Annotated in this window: 22 protein-coding genes; 10 read left to right on the top strand and 12 right to left on the bottom strand. The window is 64.3% G+C overall.

Features of this window, described 5'->3' with window-relative positions; all coding sequences use genetic code 11:
- Positions 1-45: 45 nt before the first annotated feature.
- Positions 46-1,167: a KamA family radical SAM protein gene (locus AC1D2G_RS13970; protein WP_477414626.1), complete on the bottom strand. Its 1,122-nt coding sequence runs from the start codon at positions 1,165-1,167 to the stop codon at positions 46-48.
- A 151-nt stretch (positions 1,168-1,318) separates the two neighbouring features.
- On the opposite strand from AC1D2G_RS13970, the gene AC1D2G_RS13975 reads away from it, so the two are divergent.
- Positions 1,319-2,254, top strand: a complete 936-nt coding sequence (locus AC1D2G_RS13975) for a hypothetical protein (RefSeq protein WP_477415121.1) — start codon at positions 1,319-1,321, stop codon at positions 2,252-2,254.
- A gap of 29 nt (positions 2,255-2,283) precedes the next feature.
- Here the strand turns inward: AC1D2G_RS13975 and AC1D2G_RS13980 are convergent, their stop codons facing one another.
- Together AC1D2G_RS13980 and AC1D2G_RS13985 are read right to left on the bottom strand one after the other, a co-directional pair.
- Positions 2,284-3,855, bottom strand: a complete 1,572-nt coding sequence (locus tag AC1D2G_RS13980; protein WP_477414628.1) for a serine hydrolase — start codon at positions 3,853-3,855, stop codon at positions 2,284-2,286.
- A gap of 105 nt (positions 3,856-3,960) precedes the next feature.
- Positions 3,961-5,664, bottom strand: a complete 1,704-nt coding sequence (locus AC1D2G_RS13985) for a BTAD domain-containing putative transcriptional regulator (protein ID WP_477414630.1) — start codon at positions 5,662-5,664, stop codon at positions 3,961-3,963.
- A 134-nt stretch (positions 5,665-5,798) separates the two neighbouring features.
- Between AC1D2G_RS13985 and AC1D2G_RS13990 the strand changes: the two genes are divergently transcribed.
- The 4 genes from AC1D2G_RS13990 to AC1D2G_RS14005 all read left to right on the top strand — a co-directional run bounded on the left by AC1D2G_RS13990 (position 5,799) and on the right by AC1D2G_RS14005 (position 10,649).
- The gene (locus tag AC1D2G_RS13990) at positions 5,799-6,464 is read left to right on the top strand and encodes a peroxiredoxin (protein WP_477414632.1); all 666 of its coding nucleotides are present in this window, start codon (positions 5,799-5,801) and stop codon (positions 6,462-6,464) included.
- A 115-nt stretch (positions 6,465-6,579) separates the two neighbouring features.
- Positions 6,580-7,722 carry an NAD(P)/FAD-dependent oxidoreductase gene (locus tag AC1D2G_RS13995; protein ID WP_477414634.1) on the top strand — a complete coding sequence of 381 codons (1,143 nt, stop codon included), beginning with the start codon at positions 6,580-6,582 and terminating at the stop codon, positions 7,720-7,722.
- Between the two features lie 193 nt (positions 7,723-7,915).
- Positions 7,916-9,574 carry an acyl-CoA synthetase gene (locus tag AC1D2G_RS14000; RefSeq protein WP_477414636.1) on the top strand — a complete coding sequence of 553 codons (1,659 nt, stop codon included), beginning with the start codon at positions 7,916-7,918 and terminating at the stop codon, positions 9,572-9,574.
- 181 nt (positions 9,575-9,755) lie between these two features.
- Positions 9,756-10,649 carry a hypothetical protein gene (locus tag AC1D2G_RS14005; protein ID WP_477414638.1) on the top strand — a complete coding sequence of 298 codons (894 nt, stop codon included), beginning with the start codon at positions 9,756-9,758 and terminating at the stop codon, positions 10,647-10,649.
- Between the two features lie 113 nt (positions 10,650-10,762).
- On the opposite strand, the gene AC1D2G_RS14010 is transcribed toward AC1D2G_RS14005, so the two are convergent.
- From AC1D2G_RS14010 to AC1D2G_RS14020, 3 genes are read right to left on the bottom strand one after another with little or no spacing between them, the layout of a single operon-like run.
- Positions 10,763-10,975 (bottom strand): tautomerase family protein, encoded by a 213-nt coding sequence (locus AC1D2G_RS14010; RefSeq protein WP_127263805.1) that lies wholly within the window; start codon positions 10,973-10,975, stop codon positions 10,763-10,765.
- Between the two features lie 31 nt (positions 10,976-11,006).
- Positions 11,007-11,903 carry an SDR family oxidoreductase gene (locus AC1D2G_RS14015; protein WP_477415123.1) on the bottom strand — a complete coding sequence of 299 codons (897 nt, stop codon included), beginning with the start codon at positions 11,901-11,903 and terminating at the stop codon, positions 11,007-11,009.
- Positions 11,904-11,910: 7 nt separating this feature from the next.
- Positions 11,911-12,669, bottom strand: coding sequence for an SDR family oxidoreductase (locus tag AC1D2G_RS14020; RefSeq protein WP_477414640.1), 759 nt, complete (start codon positions 12,667-12,669; stop codon positions 11,911-11,913).
- 103 nt (positions 12,670-12,772) lie between these two features.
- On the opposite strand from AC1D2G_RS14020, the gene AC1D2G_RS14025 reads away from it, so the two are divergent.
- The gene (locus AC1D2G_RS14025; protein ID WP_477414642.1) at positions 12,773-13,666 is read left to right on the top strand and encodes a LysR family transcriptional regulator; all 894 of its coding nucleotides are present in this window, start codon (positions 12,773-12,775) and stop codon (positions 13,664-13,666) included.
- A 35-nt stretch (positions 13,667-13,701) separates the two neighbouring features.
- Here AC1D2G_RS14025 and AC1D2G_RS14030 read toward each other — a convergent pair whose 3' ends face one another.
- On the bottom strand, positions 13,702-13,944 hold the full coding sequence (locus tag AC1D2G_RS14030) for a hypothetical protein (RefSeq protein WP_477414644.1): 243 nt from the start codon (positions 13,942-13,944) through the stop codon (positions 13,702-13,704).
- On the opposite strand from AC1D2G_RS14030, the gene AC1D2G_RS14035 reads away from it, so the two are divergent.
- Positions 13,943-16,483, top strand: a complete 2,541-nt coding sequence (locus AC1D2G_RS14035; RefSeq protein WP_477415125.1) for a bifunctional diguanylate cyclase/phosphodiesterase — start codon at positions 13,943-13,945, stop codon at positions 16,481-16,483. The two genes, AC1D2G_RS14030 and AC1D2G_RS14035, sit on opposite strands and share 2 nt — an antisense overlap.
- A 13-nt stretch (positions 16,484-16,496) precedes the next feature.
- On the opposite strand, the gene AC1D2G_RS14040 is transcribed toward AC1D2G_RS14035, so the two are convergent.
- On the bottom strand, positions 16,497-18,119 hold the full coding sequence (locus AC1D2G_RS14040) for an ABC-F family ATP-binding cassette domain-containing protein (protein ID WP_477414646.1): 1,623 nt from the start codon (positions 18,117-18,119) through the stop codon (positions 16,497-16,499).
- A gap of 255 nt (positions 18,120-18,374) precedes the next feature.
- Here AC1D2G_RS14040 and AC1D2G_RS14045 point away from each other — a divergent pair, with 255 nt between their 5' ends.
- Positions 18,375-18,674, top strand: a complete 300-nt coding sequence (locus AC1D2G_RS14045) for a hypothetical protein (protein WP_477414648.1) — start codon at positions 18,375-18,377, stop codon at positions 18,672-18,674.
- Between the two features lie 277 nt (positions 18,675-18,951).
- Here AC1D2G_RS14045 and AC1D2G_RS14050 read toward each other — a convergent pair whose 3' ends face one another.
- A complete protein-coding gene (locus AC1D2G_RS14050; RefSeq protein ID WP_477414650.1) occupies positions 18,952-19,650 on the bottom strand; it encodes an SDR family NAD(P)-dependent oxidoreductase in 699 nt (232 codons plus the stop codon).
- 161 nt (positions 19,651-19,811) lie between these two features.
- On the opposite strand from AC1D2G_RS14050, the gene AC1D2G_RS14055 reads away from it, so the two are divergent.
- The gene (locus tag AC1D2G_RS14055) at positions 19,812-20,441 is read left to right on the top strand and encodes a glutathione S-transferase family protein (RefSeq protein WP_477414652.1); all 630 of its coding nucleotides are present in this window, start codon (positions 19,812-19,814) and stop codon (positions 20,439-20,441) included.
- 140 nt (positions 20,442-20,581) lie between these two features.
- On the top strand, positions 20,582-21,070 hold the full coding sequence (locus tag AC1D2G_RS14060) for an RrF2 family transcriptional regulator (protein ID WP_477399190.1): 489 nt from the start codon (positions 20,582-20,584) through the stop codon (positions 21,068-21,070).
- 205 nt (positions 21,071-21,275) lie between these two features.
- On the opposite strand, the gene AC1D2G_RS14065 is transcribed toward AC1D2G_RS14060, so the two are convergent.
- The 3 genes from AC1D2G_RS14065 to AC1D2G_RS14075 all read right to left on the bottom strand — a co-directional run bounded on the left by AC1D2G_RS14065 (position 21,276) and on the right by AC1D2G_RS14075 (position 23,057).
- Positions 21,276-21,695, bottom strand: coding sequence for a cupin domain-containing protein (locus tag AC1D2G_RS14065; RefSeq protein ID WP_477414654.1), 420 nt, complete (start codon positions 21,693-21,695; stop codon positions 21,276-21,278).
- 62 nt (positions 21,696-21,757) lie between these two features.
- The gene (locus tag AC1D2G_RS14070) at positions 21,758-22,510 is read right to left on the bottom strand and encodes an SDR family oxidoreductase (protein ID WP_477414656.1); all 753 of its coding nucleotides are present in this window, start codon (positions 22,508-22,510) and stop codon (positions 21,758-21,760) included.
- A 67-nt stretch (positions 22,511-22,577) separates the two neighbouring features.
- Complete coding sequence (locus tag AC1D2G_RS14075) at positions 22,578-23,057, bottom strand: carboxymuconolactone decarboxylase family protein (protein ID WP_457152168.1); 480 nt, start codon at positions 23,055-23,057, stop codon at positions 22,578-22,580.
- Between the last annotated feature and the right edge of the window lie 204 nt (positions 23,058-23,261).

The following is a 23,261-nucleotide window of genomic DNA, read 5'->3' on the forward strand; positions in this document are numbered from 1 at the left end:
TCGCGGCCGCCTTTCCCCCGCTCCGTTGGGGCGAGGAGCCCAAGCTTAGGGGCCGCCGACAAGCTCCGCATAGCCCCTCACCTCGCCATCCAGCCCGCGAATGCGCCAGTCCGTGCCGTCCTGCGTCTCGACATAACACGGCCCGATCGGCACCTTGCCGCCGCCTTCCGGCAGGTCGAGAACATAGACAGGGTTGCAGATGCCCGACAGGCGGGCGCGCAGCGCGGCGGCCAGCGCCTGGCCTTGCGCGATGGTGGTGCGGCGGTGGGCCATGCCGCGCGCGAGGTCGCCATGGTGCAGGTAGTAGGGTTTGACGCCGAGCCGGTACATCAGCTCGCGGCAGAGTTCCTCCAGCACCTCGACCGTGTCGTTGACGCCTTTCAAGAGTACGCTCTGGTTGAGCAGCACGAAGCCGGCTTGCCGCAAGGTGCGGCAGGCAGCTTCCGTGGCCTCGGTGATCTCCCGGGGATGGTTGAAATGGGTGACGACCGTGACCATCAGCCGGCCCTGCAGGGCCGTGACCAGCCCCGACGTGATGCGCGAGGGCAGCGCCACCGGCACGCGCGTGTGGATGCGTAAGAGACGCACATGCGCGATCGCATCGATCCGGGCGCGGATTTCAGCCAGCGCCTTGTCCGGCAGCGACAGCGGATCGCCGCCGGTCAGGATGACCTCGCGGATTTCGAGGTGATCGGCGATGTAGGCCAAGGCCGGCTCCAGCGCCTCGCGCGTATAGCCGCGGCCGATCGAGGTCAGCGATTCCTTGCGAAAGCAGAACCGGCAATAGACGGCGCATTGATAGGTCGGGAACAACAGCACCCGGTCGGCATGGCGATGCGTCAGCCGCGGCACCGGGCTGAACGCGTGGTCGGCGATCGGATCGTCTAGCTCGCCGTCCTGCTCCACGAGTTCGTCCGGCGACGGGATGACCTGCGCCCGGATCGGATCGGCGGGGTCGTTCCAGTCGATCAGGTCGAGATAGGTTTTGGGGATGCGCACCTTGTGGTTCGCGGCCGCGGCTTGCGCCGCCGCGCGCTCGCCCGGCGACAGCGGCAGGGACGCGAGCTCGCGCACATGGCGCACGCCGGCGCGAACGTCGGTCTGCCAAGTGGCGTCGGAGGTGTCGATGCGCTCGATTGCATCGGAGAGGTTGGCGTCTGAAGTCATCTGATATCTCGGGGTAATTTCTGGCGGAGCTATCGGCCGGATGGCCAGGCGGGTCAACCACCTGCATGCCGCAGGCCCGTCGAAGCGAGCCCATAGGTATTTAAGCAAAATGGCACTATTCTGCGCAGTCCGGGGGTTTCAGGGAAAACAGATGGACTTCAATACGGGCCATGGCTACCTGCTCATCGGCGGCCTCATCCTGGTTGGCGCCGGCCTGCTGATCCTGTCGCTGATCGTCAATCTGCGCGTCGCCCACAGCGTGCGCGACGACGTGCGCCACCGCGAAAAGCTGCTGGAATACTACCGCAACATCTTTTCGCAGCTGGGCGTGATCCTGATCGGCATCGGCGTGTCGCTGTTCATCTTCTTTTTCCAGCAGAACTACCAAGACCAGCGCAAACGCGAAGCGGAACTCCAGCAAGTTCTGGCCAAGCTGGCGGCACGCATCGCCCACGGCGCCCCCATCGTCGGATCGCTTGGCCAATTCGACGCTCTGCTGGATGAAGGCGGGGCCTATGTCAGCCCCGAACTTGGTGGAACCAACGCCGCGATCGGAGCGCAGGGGGCGGAGCTCGGCAAGCAGGTCGGCGAGATCGCGCTGGTCGAGCGCGACATCGACGTCCGGGACTTCGACGTCCTCAACCTGTCGCGCGATTTCGAATCGTCGTTCGTCGTCAACGAGCTCGACCCCACGCTGTGGTTCGACATCGTGCGTGACGAGAGCGAGATCAAATATGCCACCACCCAGCTCGCCCTCGACTACAAGGACCTGCAGGATGCGATCGGCGGCCAGCCGGTCGAGCTTGCGATCGCCAATCCTGAAACGGGGCGCAAGATCAAGCACGAGGTGCTTGACGTCTTCTACGATGCCGATCTCCTGCGCCAGCGCAGCAGGAGGTTTCTCGGCCGTGCGTGCTGGCTCTTCAGCCACGGGCGCAGCTTCGTTGGCCTTGCACCGGTCGATGCGATCGAAGCCGATGCGAGGTCGCATCAGGAATGGATCGACCGGTCCAAACCCTTCCTGACGCAGGCGAAGTCGGGCAACGGCGATTGCTTCAAACTGCTCCAGTACGGCCCGGCGCCTTGAGCTGCCGCCGGCACTGTTCGATTTGACGGTCAGTCGCCCACGCGTTGAAGAGTGCCGAGATGATTGTCGTCGAGGAAGCCTATGGTCATGGCCGACGCCTTGCCGTCCGGGCCGACGACGAAGCTCACGCCGGTTGGTCTGTCCGGGGTCTCGGCATCTGGAAAGGTCAGGAAAATGTCGCCGTCGAAATGGGTCAATGAATAGGACCGGGCTGCAGCCGGGCCTACCCTCAACACGAGGTCGTCTCCCGCTTTCGACACGATTGCGTCGCCGATGAAGTCGTTGGCGTAGCGGCCGGCATAGGCGCTGGCCGGTCCGGCCGGTCTCGTCGGGGAAGGTGGCGCTGCATAGGTGGCCTTGGCTGCCGCCACCGCCGGGCCGAACAGGCCTGCATAGATATCGTCCCACGCCTTGACCCAGTCCTTCTCGACCGTGCCGTCGAAGACGAGATCGGCGAAGCTGTCGGACAATCCCTCCGGCAGGCCTGTCGGAAAGGCGTTGGTGATGATGACGATGCCAAGCTTCTCCTTCGGGAAGACTGTAACCAGGGTGCGCGCGCCGACGCTGAAGGCGCCGGCGTGGCCCCAGCTCAGGCCGTGGCGGCCGAATTCGACATTCCAGCCGAGGCCGTAGAACGAGGCACCTCCAGAGACGGGATTGTTGCCGCGCGCCATCAGCGGAACATGCGTCTGGTCCAGCGCATCGGCGGCAATCAGTGTCTTGCCGGCGTAGACGGCGTTGCCGATGATGAGGCGCACCCATTGCGAGAGGTCACGTGCGGTGGAACTGACGCCGCCGGCGGGCGCCTGCGCATCCGGATCGCGCTCTATCTTCGCGGCCCAGGCGCCATCGACCTTGACATGAAGCGCGGCGCGGTTCGTGTGCTTGACGAAGTCCGAATGGCGCGAACTGGTCGAGGCCATGCCAAGCGGACGGTAGAGCTTCTCCTCGGCGACCTCCTCCCAGGGCTTGCCTGTCGGCATCGCGGCCGCCACGGCACCCTCCGTCAATCCGAAATTGCTGTAGGAATACCCGGCGCGAAAGCTCGACGATGGCGGGACGAACCGCAGGCGATGCAGGATTTCGGCGCGGTCGTAGCCAATGTCCTCGAGGTCGTCTCCGGCGGTCCCGGGCAGTCCGCTGCGGTGCGAAAACAGGTCGCGGACGGTGAGTTGGCTGGTTGGATAGGGATCGGCCAGCCGGAAGGCCGGATCGAGGTCGGCGATCTTCGAATCCCAGGACACGATCCCGTCGCTGACCAGCGCCGCCACGACGGTGGCGGAGACCGGCTTGGAAAGCGATGCGATCTGGAACACGGTGTCGGCGTCGACGGCCTCGGGCTTGCCGGCCTCGCGATGGCCGAACCCCTTAATGAAGATCACCTGGTCATCGTGCACGACGGCGATGGCGAGGCCGGGTACGGAACCGTCCGCGACGGCCGCCTCGGCGAGCGCTTCAAGCTTGGGCAGGGCAGCCGTGATCCGCTCCGGCGTGATGCCGTCGGCCGGCGCCGTCTGCGGCCAGAGCACCATGGCGGCGATGAGGGCCCAGATGCTCCAATGCCAGATCCTCCGATGACGGAGATTCCGATTCAGCCGCATGAGCGAGCCTCCTCTATGTGCATTCACCTTGCGATCATACAGGCACACGCGGGTGAGGCCAGCCCACGCGCCATCCGTCATGGCGCGCGTAGTCGGGTCCTGCCGTCAACCCTCGGAGCCCATGCGGGCAAGGCAGCGGGCCTGGTCGCGCGGGCGGCCGAGTTCCTGATAGCGCGAGGCCGCCTCGTCGAAGGCGGCGAGCGCGCGGATCTCGTGGTTCTGCGCCCGCCGCTGCACGCCGCGCGCTTCCCAAAGGGCGGCCGCCCAGGGGCCGCCATGCCACATGCCGGCAATGCGCTCGGCGTCGTTCAGGCGGCGGTCGACCTGGTCCAATTCGCCCGCCTCGGCAAGCGCGATCGCAGAGGCCGTGCGCAGCGCCATCGAACAGGGCTGGCAGGCGCCGTGGGTCAACAGCCGGTCGCCGGCGAGGATCTCCTGCGCCACCATCTTGGGTGTCGCCGCCGCCCGCACGGCCAGTGCCTGCATGCGCATGATCAGGTGCGGGGACAGCCATGAGCGTTCGGCGTCGGTGAGACCGCGTTGGATGAGCCGGCTGGCGCGCCATTTCTGGCCGCGCTCGAGCGCGATCTCGGCCAGCCGCTCTATGGCGAGCACGCGGCCGGCCACCGCGTCCGCCTCAAGCAGCAGCCGCTCGGCCTCGGTCAGGTGGCGCTCGGCCTCGTCGAGGTCGCCCGAGAACAGCGCCGCCTCGCCCAGAAGCAGGCAGGCAAGCCCGCGACCGGCATTCGATCCGGCCTCCTCGGCCACGGTGAGCAGTTCGCGGGCAAGGCCTGCGACTTCGGCATGGCCCGAGGCGCTGCAGAGGCAGAATTCAGATAGGCAAAGGTGGCCATCGAAGACATGCTGCACGAAGGCCGGTTTGGCGCGAACCCATTCGATGAATTCGGTGCGGAACAGTTGCGGCCACTGCGCCCGCATCATCGAGGCGATGCCGAGCAGCGCGCTCGCCTCGCCGACTTCACGCGGCAGGTCGGCACCGAGCGCCAGGTCGCGGGTGTGCCTGGCGATCTCGCTTGCCTTGTCGAACTCGCCGCTTTGCAAATGCACCAGGCCCCAGGCGAGCGAGGTGCGGATGCGCTCCGACGGGTTGACGGTCGCGGCGCCGGAGAGGGCCAGCGCCTTCTCGTAAAGGGCGATGGTCGCCGCACTCGGCCCAACGCCGAGTTCGGCGTGCAGGTTGTCGCGCAGCTGGTTGAACTGGCGGATGGCCTCGACACGGTTGCCGGCATCGAGTGCCGCCTGCATCAGCGCGCACTGGGCCTGCTCGTCGGCAGGGTCGAGCGCAATCAGGCGCTGCCATAGGCCGCCGGCGCGCAAAAGATCGCTGTAGCGCTGCTGCGATTGCGCGCGCGGTGTGTCGAGCCACTCGACGAAAAGATCGTCCGGCAAAAGCCTGCCACCATAAAGGTCGGCGGCGCGCTCATAGGCGCTCCGGTCACCACCTCGCAGCGCCGCCCTGGCGGCGGCCTCGAAGCTTTCGGCGTCGATCTCGAGCTCGGCATGCGGGGCAAGCGAGACGATGTCGTTGCTCACCTCGATCAGGTCGTGGGCTCCCAGCGCGCGGCGCGCGAAATGAATGGCCTTGCGCAGATTGGCGCCGGCCGCCTCGGGATCGGCGTCGGGCCAGAAAATTTCCATGGCCTGCTCGCGGTGGATGCGGTGGGCAGACCTGAGCGCCAGCAGCTTGACCAGGGCCGAGGCGCGGTCGCGCCGCCAGTCGGCCGCCGGGATCGGGCGACCATCGACGCTGACGGCGAAGCGGCCGAGCAGATGGATCGAAACGCGCATACAGGCACCATCAGGAAAGCCAGCCCTGGGGTGCCAGAGCCGTCACCAACCGGGGAGCGTCGGGGAACGCTCGCGGAACATAGATTTCCTAATTTGCCCTCGCAATCGAATTCCAACCGGAAAGGAAAGCAACCATGTCACTCCGTATCGCAGACATCGCCCCCGACTTCACCGCCGAGACCACCGAAGGCACGATCAGCTTCCACGAATGGCTGGGCAAGGGCTGGGGCATCCTGTTCTCCCACCCCAAGGACTATACGCCGGTGTGCACCACCGAACTCGGCTACATGGCGCGCCTCAAGCCCGAGTTCGACAAGCGCGGCGTCAAGGTCATCGGCCTCTCGGTCGACCCCGTCGAGAAGCACGCTGGCTGGGCCAAGGACATCGCCGAGACGCAAGGCATGGCGCCGAACTTCCCGATGATCGGCGACCCGACGCTCGCCATCTCGCAGCTCTACGACATGTTGCCGGCGTCGGCCGGCAACAGCGCCGACGGACGCACCGCCGCCGACAACCAGACGGTGCGCAACGTCTATGTCATCGGCCCGGACAAGAAGATCAAGCTGGTGATATCCTACCCGATGACGACGGGCCGCAACTTCGACGAGGTGCTGCGCGTAGTGGACTCCTTGCAGCTGACGGCCAAGCACCGGCTGGCGACGCCGGTCAACTGGAAGCCAGGCGACGACGTCATCATCGCGGGATCGGTGTCGAACAACGAAGCGAAGCAACTCTACCCGCAAGGTTGGAAGGAGCCGAAGCCCTACATCCGCATCGTGCCGCAGCCAGTCCTGACCTGATATCGACCAACCTACCTGGACTTGGACGGCCAACATTTGGGCGGCGAGGACACGGGAAGTCCCGCCGCCACGACGGGAATGATCGATCAACCGGGAAACATTGGTGGGAACAAAGATGAACACTGCAAGCAAACCGCGCATCGTCGTGCTGGGAGCTGGTTTCGGCGGCCTGGAACTGACGACGCTGCTTTCCGAAGCGATGGGCGACAGCATCGACGTGACGCTGATCGACCAGAGCGATTCCTTCGTGTTCGGCTTTTCCAAGCTGGACGTGATGTTCGGCCTGAAGACGCCGCAGGCCGTGCGCCTGCCCTACAAAAGCTACGCCAAGCCCGGCGTCAGGATGCTGAAGCGCACGATAACCTCGATCGATCCCGAAAGGCGCCGGGTGACCACCAATGACGGCGTGTTCGACGCCGACCACCTCGTCGTCGCGCTGGGTGCCGAATATGATTTCGACGCCACGCCAGGGCTTTCGGGAACCAACGAGTTCTACACCGTGGCGGGAGCGGAGCGGCTGCGCGACGTGCTGCCGACCTTCAGAAAAGGCAAGGCGATGGTCGGCGTCTGCGGGGCGCCCTACAAGTGCCCGCCGGCACCCAGCGAATGTGTGCTGATGCTGCACGACTATCTGGTCAGGCAGGGCGTGCGAGAGGCCTGCGAGATCGCCCTGGTGCTGCCGCTTGGCAGCCCGGTACCACCCTCGCCCGACACCTCGCGAGCGCTGCTGGCGGCCTTTGCCGAACGCGACATCAAGTTTGTCCCCGGCAGGCGCGTCGCCTCCGTCGACAATGCCCGCAATGTGGCGGTGCTCGACGACGGCACGGAAATGCCGTTCGATCTCTTCCTCGGTGTTCCCAAGCATCGCGTGCCGCCAGTGGTGCTGGAAAGCGGCATGGCCGAGAACGCCTGGATCCCGGTCAATCCGCGTACGCTCGAAACGAGATACGAGAATGTCTATGCGGTCGGCGACGGCGCCAACACCGGCACGCCCAAGGCCGGCGTGTTCGCCGAGGGTGCGGCGCGCGCCGTTGCTACCGGGCTCATCGCAAAACTGCGCCAGAGCGGCAGCGGCTCGCTCTATGACGGCTTCGGCACCTGCTATATCGAGTTCGGCGGCGGCCGCATCGGCAAGGTCGAGGTCGATTTCTTCTCAGGCCCAGCACCAACGGGCACCTACTACGAGCCCTCGGTGGCGCTGCGCGCTGACAAGGAGACTTTTGGATCGAGCCGCCGCTCGCGCTGGTTCGGCCTCTAGGGCCAGAGGATGAAGAGCGCTCGGGGCCGGATACCCCTCGGCGCGATCCTGGCGCCCGAAGCGGGAAGGCGAGCCCCTGCCCCGTTTGCATCAAGCCTCGCGGCGATCACCTCATCGACCATGAGTGTGATCTTGGCTATCCTGTCGGCAATGACGATGGTCCACGAGGACGCCACCACGGAGGCATGCTGCGATGGTTGGAGCTTCGGCCGGCTTGCCGCGCTACGCGGATGCCGTTCAGCGCTTTCGTATCGAAGATGAAGTCGCGCGCCTTCATGGCGACCCCTCGACTGGCATCAATGCCTGCGTCGAATGCTGCGATCGCCACGCCGGGCAAAACCGACTGGCGCTGCGCGCGATCTCCGCCAATGGCGAGCTGCGGGAATTCAGCTTCGATGATCTTCGCGATATGTCGGCGCGCGTCGGCAACATACTCAACGAAGCAGGCGTCGGCCCCGGTGATGTCGTCGCCGGCATGCTGCCGCGCATTCCCGAACTTGTGGCGCTTATCCTCGGCACCTGGCGCATCGGCGCGGTCTACCAGCCTCTGTTCACCGCCTTCGGCCCGAAAGCTATCGAGCACCGACTGAAGACCAGCGGTGCAAAACTCGTCGTCACCAACACAGCCAATCGCGGCAAGCTGGACGAGGTGGAGGATTGCCCCCGCGTGGCGACGATCCTTGCCCCTGGCGAGACCTTGCCGGCGGGCGACATCGATTTCCGCGCCGCGTTTGCCGCCGCATCGACGTCCTGCGAGCCGGTCATGCGCAAGGGCGACGACCTGTTCATGATGATGTCGACTTCGGGCACGACGGGCCTGCCCAAGGGCGTGCCGGTGCCGCTGCGCGCCCTGCTGGCCTTCGGCGCCTATATGCGCGATGCGATCGGTTTGCGGCCCGACGACGTCTTCTGGAACATCGCCGATCCCGGCTGGGCTTACGGCCTCTACTACGCCATCACCGGCCCCTTGCTGCTCGGCATCGCCACCACCTTCAACGAGGGCGCCTTCACCGCCAACAGCACCTACGACATCATCGAGCGCCTCGGCGTCACCAGCCTCGCCGGTTCGCCGACCGCCTTCCGCCTGCTGCTGGCCGAAGGCGCGGCTCCCGCCGCCCGCATCAAGGGCCGGCTGCGCGTGGTGAGCAGCGCCGGCGAGCCGCTCAACCCGGAAGTCATCCGCTGGTTCGACGCCCATCTCGGCGTGCCGATCCACGACCATTACGGCCAGACCGAAAACGGCATGTTGGTCAACAACCATCACGGCCTGTCGCACCCGGTGCGCCCGGGCTCGGCCGGCTTTGCCATGCCGGGCTACCGCATCGTCGTGCTGGACGAGGCCGGCCAGGAGCTCGGCCCGAACCAGCCCGGCATCCTCGCCGTTGACATCGCCAACTCGCCGCTGCGCTGGTTCGACGGTTATCACCAGGCGGAAACTTCGGCGATTTCGGGCGGCTATTACCGCAGCGGCGACACGGTCGAGTTCGAGCCGGACGGGTCGATCAGCTTCATCGGCCGCGCCGACGACGTCATCACCTCGTCGGGCTATCGCATCGGCCCGTTCGACGTCGAAAGCGCGCTCATTGAACACCCGGCGGTCAACGAGGCAGCGGTTGTCGGCGTGCCCGACCCGCAGCGCACCGAGATCGTCAAGGCCTTCGTCATCCTTGCATCTTCGTTTCGCGGCAGCCCGGAACTGGCCGAGGAACTGGCGCAGCATGTCCGCAAGCGGCTCTCGGCCCACGCCTATCCGCGCGAAATCGACTTCGTCACCGAATTGCCGAAGACGCCGAGCGGCAAGATCCAGCGGTTCTTGCTGAGGAAGGCGGAGGTGGAGAAGCGGAAGGGGTGAGGCGTGGTCCGCAAAGCGGACGGAAAGCCAATTGCTTGGCTTTCCGAACAACGAACGCCCGGAGCGCCAGCGGAGGGCCGGCCGACGCATACAATGCTTGGCGTCGACGGTACTGCCGCGCAATAGCCGCAAAGCTGCTCGATGGCTCCCAATCTGTCGATCGCCATAAGGGGGCTATGTCATGCGGTTGGTCTGGATGATCGTTTTCGCACTCGCGACCGGAGCGGCTTTCGCCGCCTCGCCGGAGGACGACTATATCGCCGCACGCGACAAGGCGATTTCCGCTATCGCAGCGCTGGAAAGCGCAAACGAACCCGTGGAAGCGCTGGATGCCGCCGGGACGAAAGCGCTGGCCGATCTGCAAAAGCGGCTTTCCGCTCTTCTCGGCCCCTTGGCGGTTTCAGGTTTTCCGGCAACCGGCACGATCAATCTCGAAAGCCTGAGCGATGCAGATATCGGGTTCGGCATGCTGGACGGGTTGCGCTACACCAATGACGACGACGGCCCGAGCCTGGTGGCAACGACGCGGGGTCTTCTCGAGCGCTGGCTCCAGTCCAAAGCCGCCGAGATGGATACGAGCTTCAGACTGCCCACCGGCATCGATGCGGCACTTAAGCTCGATGCCTTCTACACCCAGGCGATCAACAGCGACGCCGCGTTCACGGGGACGCTCGACTTCCCGCTCAAGAAGCCTGAAGGCGCCGACATCGCCTTTGCGCGGCTCGGCGGCTGGGCGCAGGACATAGGACCGAACCCCGACCAGCAGGTCATCGTCACGCTCGTCAAGGGCAACAGCGTCATGATCGCCTCGGCCCCCGCGGCACCGCCTGTTCCCAAGATCGCCGCCTGCGACGCCTTGTGGGCCTCGGCGGACGCCGCCGCCCAGAAGTTCCAGGAGGCCTACCAAGCCTCGGACCTCAAGGACCAAAAGTCGTATGACGCCGCCAATGCCGCCTGGGAGAAAGGTGACGCCGACTATCGTGCCTGCATAGGCCAGCACCTGCCGGGCGAGCCGGTCTTCCCGGCACTTCTCGCCCAGGCCCAGGAGCTTGCCTATCACATGGCCGGCAAGTAAGCGCGACGAAGGCCTCTGTTTGCGAAAAGGCACCCTCCGTCCAGGCAAGGCCGAGACGGAGGGAACTTCAGCCCTGATCCGGGCAGCTRCCCAGCGCAAGGTCGGTTCGGGCGCTACTCCTTCGCGCGATAGGCCTCCGGCACGACGAAGACTTCGTCGGCACGGCCATAGCCGCCATCGGCGACTTCCTCCACCAGCACCATTGTGTAGGGTCGGACGCCTTCGCCGAAAAAGTCGACGAACATTGCCGTGGTTCGATGGATGAGGTCTTCCTTCTGCGCCTTGGAGAGAGCCGCCTGCGGCATCTTGATGTTGGCGAATGGCATGATCGTTTTCCTTGGTCTTTGAGGGTTGGGTTCAAGCAGTCGGATGGAGCAGGTCGGCAAGACCGATCCGTTCCATGAGTTGCGCGCGGACACGATCGGCGACGCCATTGACGACCGCCGCACCATCGTCAGCGGGGTCGACGTGCACGCGCAGCGGACGCCTTCCGTGCGGCATCGCCACGAGGTCGACGATGGCCGCCGCGATATCAGTCGGATCGGCATCCGCTGGCTCAAGTGCGGCCAGCCCCTTCAGCACCTGCTGATCGACGCCGGTGTAGGGGCCGGACCAGTAGAGCGCGGCGCGCTCCGCATCCGCCGGCGCTGCCGCATGATGAAAATGCTCGGTGCCCTTGGTGAAGGCGCCCGGCACGACGATGGTCGTCTCGATGCCGAAGCGGGCGAGTTCCAGCGCATAGCTCTGCGCCAGTGCATCCATGCCGGCCTTGGCCGCGAAATAGGCCGCGAGGAAGGGCGGCGTGCCGCCGCGCGTGCTGCTCGAGCCGACCCAGATCATCTGGCCCCTGCCAAGAGAGCGCATATGCGGCAAGGCCGCCCTGTTGACGCGCTGTGTGCCGACGACGTTGACGTCATAGAGCTGCGCCAGCTGTTCGGGCGCGAAAGCCTCGGTCGGTCCAAACCCCATGTGTCCGGCGTTGTGAATCAGCACGTCGAGCCGGCCGGCCTCGCTAACGATCAGCCGGACTGCCGCCTCTGCCGAGGCGTCAGAGGTCACGTCGAGCGCGATGGGGTAAAGCGCCGCGCCCTCATCACGAGCAAACTTTTCCATCTCGGCGGCCGCCGCACCGCCGCGCGCCGACGGATCGCGCATCGATGCGTAGACCTTGTGGCCCGCGCTTGCGAGCGCCCGCGCCGTCATCGCGCCGAAGCCGCTGGAAGCGCCTGTGATCAAAATTGTCTGTTGCATGATTGTCTCCTCAGACCACGCCGCCATTGGCGCGGATGATTTGCCCGTTGACCCAACCGCTATCCGGCCCGGCCAGGAACGACACCAGCCCGGCGATGTCTTCGGGCTCGCCGAGCCGGCCGAGCGGGATCATCTTGCCGATGGCCTCGATTTGCGCCTGGCTCTTGCCGTCCGTGAACAGGGCGGTCTCGATCGGGCCGGGCGCCACCGCGTTGACGGTGACACGGCGCGCGCCAAGCTCCTTGGCCAGGATGTGGGTCATCGCCTCGACGCCTGCCTTGGTGGCGGCGTAGACGCCGTAACCCGGCTGGTAGAGGCCGACGACGCTGCTTGAGAAGTTGATGATACGACCGCCGTCGCGAAGTCGGCGCGCGCCTTCCCGCATGCCGCGGAATACACCGCCGAGATTGATCGCGACCTGCATGTCGAACGAGGCGTCATCGGTCTCGGCGATCGGCGACGTCTTCATGATGCCGGCATTGTTGACGAGGATGTCGATGCCGCCAAACGCCATCTCGCCGGCATCGAACAGCTTGGTGAGGCCGGCCGGATCGGCGATATCGGCCTGCACGGCGATCGCCTTGCCGCCGTCGGCTTCGATCGCCCGGACAAGCTGTTCGGCCTCCGCGCGTCCGCGTGCATAGTTGACGACGACGGCGACACCGTCGCCGGCGAGCCGCCGCGCGATGGCGGCACCGATGCCCTTGGAGGCGCCGGTTACGATCGCCGTTCTGGTTTGAGTGCCTGTATCTGTCTGCTGATTTGTCATGGAAGTGTCTCCGCGTTGTTGGTGACACGGATATAGGCCAAGCCATCTTCCGGATAATCAGTCGCCTATTGACATGACTATTCGGAAACTGCGAACAAAGACCATGGATCGTCTGGACACCATGCGGCTCTTCGTTCGCGTCCTGGAGCGGCGCAGCTTCACCGCCGCCGCGGCAGATCTCGGCCTGCCGCGCTCAACCGCGACGGAAGCGATCCGGCGGCTCGAAGAGCATCTCGGYGCGCGCCTGCTGGAGCGAACGACGCGGCAGGTCAACGCCACGCAGGACGGCGAGGCCTATTATCGGCGCTGCCTGTCCATCCTCGCCGAGATCGAGGATGCCGAGGCCGCCTTCCGCAATGCCGAGCCCTACGGGCTGCTGCGCATCGACGCCAGCACGCTGCTCACCCGCACATTCCTGTTGCCGCGCCTGCCCGAGTTTCTCGCCCGCTATTCCCGCATCGACTTGCAGATCGGCCAGAGCGACCGGCTGGTCGATCTCGTGCGCGAGGGCGTCGACTGCGTGATACGTGTCGGCGAGCCCCCCGACAGCGGCATGATCATGCGGCGCCTGGCGATGATCCGCGAGATCACCTGCGCTAGTCCCGCCTATCTCGAACGCCACGGCATGCCGATCTCCCCCGATGCGTTGGACGGTCACCAGGCAGTCGGCTTCGTCTCGTCGCGCACCGGCGAGACCCTTCCCTTCGAATTCACCGTCGCCGGCAAGACCCGCGATATCCGGTTGCCGGGCCGCGTCGCCGCCAACAATTCCGACACCGCCGCCGATCTGGCACGGCTTGGACTTGGCCTCATCCAGGCACCGCGCTATCGCTTCGAGAAGGACCTTGCCGATGGGACGCTCGTCGAGGTGCTGGCCGACTACCCGCCCTCGCCGACACCGCTGTCAGCGCTTTACCCGCAAAACAGGCAGCTCTCGCCGCGGCTTCGCGTCTTCCTCGACTGGGCATCGCGCATCTTCTCTAAGGCGAACCTTTAGCGGCCGGCATTGACCGTGAAGAAGTCCAAACGGCGTCAGCCCGCTATGCATTGGTTCAGCCTGCGGGCTGAAATGCCGGCATTGGCACGATGCTGAAACTTCAGGCTGGCCTGGAAGGTTAAATTTAAGCGTTTGCTACTAGGATCGACCGACGAGCTATTGTCCAGCAAAGGTACCCGGGTCGAATTGGCCACAACGCGATACAGTCTCGGCCGCTTGAGACAGGCCGTATTTTCTTCCGCCAACTTGCCGGCGGCAATAGCCTTTGTTGTGCTCATGGTCTGCGCCGTCGTTGCCGACCAGCAGAACAGGGAGGTCTCCGACCAACTGGCGCGCGCCGATGTGCTGGCCAAGGTCAACGTCATCCGCGCCAAGCTCGAAGGCAACATAAACGGCAATCTCCAGCTTGTTCAGGGGCTCGTCTCGGCCATCGTTACAGAGCCCTACATGGGCCAGCAGAGATTTGCGTCGCTCGCAGGCAATCTGTTCGAGCAGAAATCGCAATTGCACAACATCGCCGGCGCGCCCGACCTGGTCATCTCGCTGATGTACCCGATGGAAGGCAACGAGAAGGCAATCGGGCTCGACTACCGCAAGAACGAGGAGCAACGCCTGGCAGCGCTCAGGGCGCGCGACCAGCGCGTGCTGGTATTTGCCGGACCGGTCAAGCTGGCGCAAGGCGGGCGCGGCTTCATCGGCCGCATCCCGGTCTTCGTGCCGACGGCGGGAGGCGGCGACCGCTTCTGGGGCATTGTCTCGGCAGTTGTCGATGTTGACCGGCTCTACGCGGCGAGCGGACTGGCCGATCCCGATCTCGACATCGATGTCGCGCTCACCGGCAAGGATGCGTTGGGCGGCGGGGGCGAACGTTTCTTCGGCAACGGCACTGTCGTCGCCGGCAATCCCGTAGCGGCCGATGTGCAGCTGCCTTCGGGTTCCTGGCAGATTTCGGCCATCCCCAAGGACGGCTGGCCAGCGGCACCGAAAAATCAGTGGACCTTGCGGGCGCTCATGGCACTTGCCGGCTCGCTGGTGGTACTGCCGATCCTGGTGGCCGGGCGGCTGTTTGGCGAAAGGCAAAGGAATGACGCCGAGTTGAGGCGCCTGTCCGGTCGCCTGGAGCTGGCGCTGGACGCCTCGGGCATCGGCGTTTGGGAGCACGACCTCGCCACCAACGAACTGCTGTGGGACGACCGCGTCAACGAAATCTATGGCAAGCCGGCCGACGGCAAGCCACGCGGCTACAACGACTGGGCGCTGGCGATCCACCCAGAGGACATCGAGCGGGCAAAGCAGGACTTCGATTCGGCCGCGACGACAAAAGGCCCCTACTTCTCGCAATACCGGCTCCTGCGCCCCGACGGCGCCGTCCGTCATGTGCGCACGCGCGCCAGCTTCTTCCAGGACATCGGCGGCACGCCCAAGCTGATCGGCGCCGAATGGGATGTGACCAGCGACGTCCTGCTCAATGAGAACCTCATTCACGAGCGCCAGCTGTCGGAATCGAAGAACGCCGAGCTGAAGCTCGCCAAGGCGCATATCGAGCATGTGGCGCTGCACGATTCACTGACCGGCCTGCCCAACCGCCGCTATCTCGACGAGATGCTGGCCGAAACCGGCCAACACGAGCGCATGGCGCTGCTGCATCTTGACCTAGACCGTTTCAAGCAGATCAATGACACGCTCGGTCACGCAGCGGGCGACGCCATGCTGATGCATGCCTCGAAGGTCATCAAGGCCAATGCCGGCTCTGGCGATTTCGTTGCGCGCATCGGCGGCGACGAATTCGTTGTTGTGAGCCATGGGCGTGACGACGACGAGCTCTCGGCACTCGCCGACCGCATCATCGAGGAGATGCGCCAGCCTGTCTATTACCGGGGCCATCAGTGCCGGTTCGGGGTCAGCATCGGCATTGCCGCCAACAGCGGCGTCGACGCAAAGCAGTTGCTCGTCAACGCCGATCTCGCGCTTTACCGGGCGAAAGGCCGTGGCCGCAACCGCTACGAGTTCTTCAACGAGGAACTGCAGAGCGAGATCGTGCGGACCAAGCAGGTCGCCGACGAGATCCTGGGCGGGCTGGAGCGGGATGAATTCGTCGCCTACTACCAGCCGCAGTTCGACGCCAGGACGCTCGAGATCGTCGGCGTCGAAGCGTTGTCGCGCTGGAAGCATCCGCGACGCGGCATCCTGGCCCCCGACGCCTATCTCAAGGTGGCCGAAGAGCTCAATGTCGTGGCGCTGATCGACCGCATCGTCCTCAAGGATGCGCTGGAGAATTTCGAGCGCTGGTCGCGCAGCCATCTCAACATCCCGCGTGTCTCGGTCAACGTCTCGGCCAGGCGCCTGGAGGACAAGGACTTGATCAAGGGTCTGCGCGAGCTCGCCATCAAGGAAGGAACGGTGTCGTTCGAGCTGGTGGAGTCCATCTTCCTCGACGAGAACGACGATCTGGTCACCTGGAACATCGAGCACATCAAGGAGCTCGGCATCGACATCGAGATCGACGATTTTGGCACCGGCTATGCCTCGATCGTCTCCCTGCTCAAGCTACGGCCGCGTCGCCTCAAGATCGACCGCCAACTGGTCACGCCCATCACCGGCTCAACCGCGCAGCGACAGCTGGTGTCGTCGATCATCGAGATCGGCAAATCGCTCGGCATCGAAGTGGTTGCTGAGGGCGTCGAGACGATGGAGCACGCGCGCATCCTGAAAGAGCTTGGCTGCGATATCCTGCAAGGCTATTTTCTTGGCCGCCCGATGGAGGCGAAGGCCTTCAAGACCTTCGCCCAGTCGCGCAAATGGCTGGCCGCGGGGTAGTGGCTCGGCGCCCTTAGCTCCGCAGCCCCGGCGCTTCCTGCCCCGTCCGCTCGACATATTCGGTATAGCCGCCGCCATAGGTGTGGATGCCTTCGGGCGTCAGTTCCAGCACGCGGTTGGAAAGCGCCGCCAGGAAATGCCGGTCGTGCGACACGAACAGCATGGTGCCTTCGTACTGGGAGAGTGCCGTGATCAGCATCTCCTTGGTGGCGATGTCGAGATGGTTGGTCGGCTCGTCGAGCACCAGCAGGTTGGGTGGGTCGAACAGCATCAGCGCCATCACCAGCCGCGCCTTCTCGCCGCCTGACAGCACCCGGCATTTCTTCTCGATCTCGTCGCCGGAAAAGCCGAAGCAGCCGGCAAGTGCCCTGAGCGGCGCCTGGCCGGCCTGCGGGAACGCGTCCTCCAGCGTCTGGAACACGGTGCGCTCGCCTTCCAGCAATTCCATGGCGTGTTGGGCGAAATAGCCCATCTTGACGCTTGGGCCGCGCGCCACGGTGCCGGCGTCGGGCTCGGACGCACCGGCGACCAGCTTCAACAGCGTCGACTTGCCGGCGCCGTTGACGCCCATGATGCACCAGCGCTCGCGGCGGCGGACCTGGAAATCGAGCCCCTCATAGATGCTGCGGCTGCCATACCCCTTGTGGACGCTCTTCAGCGTCACGACATCCTCGCCACAGCGCGGCGCCGGCTGGAAGTCGAAGGACACCGTCTGGCGGCGCTTGGGCGGCTCGACGCGGTCGATCTTGTCGAGCTTCTTCACCCGGCTCTGCACCTGGGCGGCGTGCGAGGCGCGCGCCTTGAAGCGCTCGATGAAGGCAATCTCCTTGGCCAGCATCGCCTGCTGGCGCTCGAACTGCGCCTGCTGCTGCTTGTCGGCGATCGCCCGCTGCTGCTGGTAGAATTCGTAATTGCCGGAATAGGCCGTCAATGAACCGGCGTCGATCTCGACCACCTTGTTGACGATGCGGTTCATGAACTCGCGGTCGTGCGAGGTCATCAGCAATGCGCCATCATAGTTCTTCAGGAAGGATTCCAGCCAGATCAGGCTTTCGAGGTCGAGATGGTTGCTCGGCTCGTCGAGCAGCATGGCGTCGGGCCGCATCAGAAGGATGCGGGCCAGCGCCACGCGCATCTTCCAGCCGCCGGAGAGTTTGCCGACATCGCCGTCCATCATCTCCTGGCTGAAACCCAGGCCATCGAGCACCTCACGCGCGCGGCCGTCCAGCGCATAGCCGTCGAGCTCCTCGAAACGGTGCTGCGCCTCGCCATACTTTTCGATGATATCGTCCATCTGGTCGGCCTGGTCGGGGTCGGCCATGGCGGCCTCGAGTGCGGCCATCTCAGCCGCCACGTCGCTCACCGGCCCGGCGCCATTCATCACTTCGGCCACCGCGCTGTGGCCTTCCATGTCGCCGACATCCTGGCTGAAATAACCGATGGTGACCCCGCGATCGACCTGCACCTGGCCTTCGTCGGGCTGTTCCTGCCCGGTAATCATGCGAAACAGCGTCGTCTTGCCGGCGCCGTTGGGGCCGACGAGGCCGACCTTCTCGCCCTTCTGCAGCGCCGCCGATGCTTCGATGAAGACAAGCTGACGGCCATTCTGCTTGCTGATGCTTTCCAGTCTGATCATGCGATTTCCGGGAGCTTGGAACTTGGAAGGATTTTCCCCGGGGCCATACGCGATGGCGGGCGCAAGAGGAAGAGGCGCAAGCGCCGCAGCGGGGGCACTTCCCTCCTTCTTGTGGGAGAAACCAAGACCGTCCCCGGACACAATCCAGAAACAAGATTCAACAGTTCGGAAAAACTGGCGAAAAGATTGGCTGGCATAAGCATCCCCGCTGCAGCCGGAATGGTCGCGGCACAACGCCAACGGATGTTACCGGCAATGCAACGAGGTTCTAACGGATGGACGGGTGCCCTGCTCGGCATGTCGCTTGCCGTCACCGCGATCGGACCGTCGGAAGCAAAAGCCGCCATCACCCGCAGCGAGCACTGCGACCTGCTCAGTCATCAACTCGACGAAGTCATCCAGACCAAGGCAGAGACAGCCGAGGTCGCCGAAGCAACGACGCTGCAGAAGACAGCCATCCGCTTCTGTGCCGAGCGCAAGCAGGCGCAAGGCATCAGGACGCTGGCCAACGCTCTGGAGCTGCTTGGGGTGACGCCGGACGATGAGGCTGAGTGAGATCAGATCTCAAGAAGCACAGCCACAAGCACACCGGCAACAAGCACTGCAAGGCTTATTGATCGCTCTTTCTTTCTGACTTCCTCCCAGGAAAAGGCCGCCACTCGCAAAAGCGAGGGCGGCTTTTTTCTTGCGCAGTTCTTCGTAAGCGCGCATTCCGCCCGAAACTACGTGAAATCAAGACCTTATAGCGGTTCAACGATTCAACAAGTGAACCGCCCGAAACCAAACAGCGGTTGAATCTGTGCTCCGCCGATCATGCCCGCGTCCGGGATCCTCACCATGGCAGACTTTTGCCGTCGCGAAAGAAACCGACTGTCGGACCATCGTCCGGCAAGGTCGCAGCCCAGACGATGCCGGCTGCTCCTTGCGCCACCGGGCGCCCGCCCGGCCCACCCATGTCGGTGGCGACCCAGCCGGGACAGACGGCGTTGACCAGCACGCCGGCGCCGCGCAGTTCAGCCGCCAGCACGCAGGTCAGCGCGTTGAGGGTCGCCTTCGATGTCGAATAGGCCGGCGCCCCCGCCCCCATCGAGGCCAGCGAACCGCCCTCGGAAGAAACGTTTACCAGCCTGCCATGGCCACCGGCCTTGAGCAGCGGCGCGAAGGCGGACGCGGCCCGCCAGGCACCAAAGACATTGGTCTCGAACGCTTCGCGGATCACCGTCCAGTCCGGCAGCAAGGCCCGCGAACCGGTGTCGTAGTGGATCGCGGCGTTGTTGATCAGCACGTCGAGACGGCCGAACCGGCGCTCGACATCCGCCGCCGCCAGTGCCGCCGCGTCGGGCGCCGCGACATCGAACGCGATAGCCTCGACATGGCCATCGAGCCCTCGTGCCGCCGCTTCGCCTTTGCCGAGGTCGCGCACACCGAGCAGAACGGTAAAGCCGAGCTTCGCCAGCTGGCGCCCGGTCTCGAGCCCGATGCCGCGATTGGCGCCGGTAACAAGCGCGACCTTGCTGGATTGCGTGTTCATCTGCTGCTCCCGGGATGTCGATTGCTTCGCGAGAAAGATGGCACGAGCGGAAGTGATTTATTAGGTGGCGGGGATCGCAGTCTTCATACGATGGCGTGCAGGAATCAGGTGGTGGCCTGGCGGCGCGCCATGCGATGGTTGATCCATCACGAGGACCAGCCATGCTCACGCTTCATGATTATCTGCCATCGCAGAATGGCTGGAAGGTCCGGGTTCTGCTCGGGCTGCTCAAGATCCCCTATGACAGTCACATGGTCTCGATCTTCGAGGGCGAGAGCCACACCGACGCCTTCCTTGAGCTCAATCCTGCCGGTGCCGTCCCCGTGCTCCAGCTAGGAGACGGCAGCGTCATCGCGGAATCCAACGCAATCCTGACTTACCTCGCCGAAGGGACGCCCCTTCTGCCGGCGGACCGCTATCAGCGCGCCAAGGTCATGCAGTGGCTGTTCTTCGAACAATACAATGTCGAACCAGTCATCGGCTCGTTGCGCTTCTGGACCTTGACCGGACGCCTCGAGCGCAACCAGGGCGTGGTTGCAAGCAAGCGCGAAGCCGGAGCCCGCACCCTCGCCGCCATGAACCGCAGCCTTGGCGACACCCCGTTTCTCGTCGGAAACGGCTTCACGATCGCCGATATCGCTGTCTATGCCTACAGCCATCGCGCCGAGGATTGCGGCTTCTCGCTGGCGGACTATCCGGCGGTCATGGGGTGGATTGGCCGCGTGCGCGACGCCATCGGTCCCGGCTATCCGGTCCATCCCTACAGCATTGACCCGCATTCCGGGGCCTGAACGGTTTACCTCTTGCCCTGCGGACGATGCTGAAACCCCACTCAAGCGGGACCGGGAACCCGTCTGTTTACACCGCAGGAGAATAGGGATATTTTGTATCCTTAATAAAGCTCGGTCAGTATCGACCCCGGAATTCATCGATGATCCTGAAAAGCCAAGTCGAATGGGCGCTGCACTGCTGCGCTATTCTCGCAGGCCTGCCTGCCGGCCGCTATCTCTCGACAAAAGCACTTGCCGAGTTCCACGGCCTTCCCAAGGAGTATCTATCCAAGGCCCTGCAAAGCCTGTCGCAGGCGGGCCTGGTGCATACGACGCTGGGTCCGTCAGGTGGATATCGATTGGCGCGGACACCGGCCGAACTGACCTTCCTGGATATTGTCGAAGCGGTAGAGGGCAAGTCGCCGACGTTCGTGTGCAACAACATCCGCGCAAACAACCCATGCCGTCCGCAGGACTATTGCGAAAGCAGCCCTTGCGCGGTGTCGCGCATCATGTGGGAAGCCGACGAGGCATGGCGTGCAAAATTGCGCAGCGTCAAGCTTTCCGATCTGACCGAGGCCCTGGCGCAGGAGATTCCAGCCGAACTCTGGAAGAGCAGCTTTGAATGGGTGCTGGAGCGCGCCGGATGAATGGAAAAGCCAGATCCTGGCGGATAGGCTACCAGACAACAGGCGGCCGTCGGACGCCCTGAGGATGCCACGCGAAAATGCCGACCCCGGAAGCATGAACGGCACTGGGCAGTGATCACCCGACATGGGCTCGCCGCCATGATCTACCGGAACGGCCGGACACCAGGAAGGGTGCCCGGCCTCTTCTGCCTGCTTGCCTGGTCGCCTACTTCTTGACCGGATAGGTCAGTTCCTTCTGGTTGGTGTCAACCACGAAGACTGCCAGTAGTTTCGCTGGCTTGGTCTTGCTGCCGTTCTCGCTCACACTGTGGCGGTCACCCGGCAGCTCCGAAAAGCTCTCGCCGGCCTTGTAGACCTTGACCGGGCCATCATTGACCTGGCTGCGGATGGAGCCTTCCAGAACCGTTGCATAGATGAAGGCGGAGGTCGGATGGGTGTGCGCTTCCGAGTGACCGCCGGGACCATATTCGACCAGAATGCCCTTGATGCTCTTGCCGGGGACATTCGGCAGTTCATGCTCATAGACGAGCGTGACTTTGGCGGCTTTCCCGCCTGCGTCCTCGGCTGCGGCCGAGCCTGCCAGGGCTGCCGCGACGATGAGGGCGGCGAGGATTGATTTGATCATTTCGAAACTCCTTTTTGCGTTGAGTGGAACGCCGTGCCCGAAGCTGCGGCGCATCGTGAGGGTCATTTCCGCGCCGAGGTGGCAAACCACTGCTCGAAGGTGATGCGGCCGAGACGGGGATTGTTGTCGGAGACGAGCGACGTGTCGTTCAGCCTCGCGCCGAAATAGAGCGCATCCGGATCAGTCACGACCTTGCGAGGATCGCCGGCAGCCTTCAGGTAGCGGGCGACGAGTTCGCTCATTCGCACACGCTCCGGACCGGAAATCTCGATCATGCCGTTGATCGGCGCGGCGAGCGCGACACCGGCCATGACGTCGGCGACGTCATCGGACGCGATGGGTTGTACATAGGCCGGCGACAGATGCACGGCGTCGCCGACCGTACCCGATTGGGCGATGCCAGCCAGGAACTCCATGAACTGCGTGGAATGAACGATCGTGTAGGGAATGCCGGAAGCCTTGATCAGCTCTTCCTGGGCGAGCTTGGCGCGGAAATAGCCGACGTCCTGCAGGCGTTCGGTTCCGACAACCGAGAGCGCTATGTGGTGCTTGACGCCGGCAGCCTTGTCCGCTGCGAGCAGATTGTGGCCCGAGGTCTCGAAGAATTCCATCGCGGCCTTGTCCTCGAAGGAGGGTGAGTTGGCGAGGTCGATCACGACCTCGGCGCCCGCGAGCGCTGCCTCCAGACCTTCGCCGGTGATGGTGTTGACACCGGTATTCGGGGAGGCGGCGATCACCTCACAGCCCTGCTTGCGCAGGCGTTCGACTGTCTTGGAACCGATGAGGCCGGTGCCCCCGATGATGACGATTTTCATAAGACTTCTCCGTTAGCGGCCGCCACGTCGCGCCGCATCGATTGATGGGTCTGCCAGAAGGACGGGGTTAGTTCAGGCCTGCCTTGTCGAGGCGGTAGAGTTTATCCGCAGAGCCGGGCACGGTCTTGAAGGCGACGTTAGCACGGTTCCAGGCGTTGATGGCCATGATCGAGAAGGTCAGGTCGGAGATCTCCTTTTCCGAAAGCTGCCCACGCACACGCTCATAGAGCTCGTCCGGAATACCGCCTTCGGGGAGCTTCGTGACGGCTTCGGTCCAGGCAAGGGCGGCACGTTCACGAGGAATGAAAAGGTTCGATTCCCGCCAGATGGCGACATGGTAGAGCCGCAACTCGCTCTCGCCGTGGATCTTTGCTTCCTTGACATGCATGTCGAGGCAGAAGGCGCAGCCATTGATCTGGGACGCCCGGATATGGACCAGATCGCGGATCTTCTCTTCGATCACGCTGCGCGCCTCGGCCATGCTGAAGTCGAGAAACTTCTTGAATAGCTCAGGCGATTGTTGGGCGACGTTCAGGCGCTGTGTCACTGCTCTCTCCTTTTGAGGACATTTAATATCCTTAAGGATATATGATATCCATAATCGTGTAAAGCGCCTCCCGCCTGGGATGCGGGACATAAGATTCATGTCGAAAAGTATGGGGTGAGAGTGGATATCGTATCGGGATTGCGAACGTTCCCGCGAGTGGCGGACAGGGTCCTTCTCGGCGGCGGCGAATCGGCCTCGATCTGA

Source organism: Mesorhizobium sp. P2_C7, from assembly GCF_056404515.1.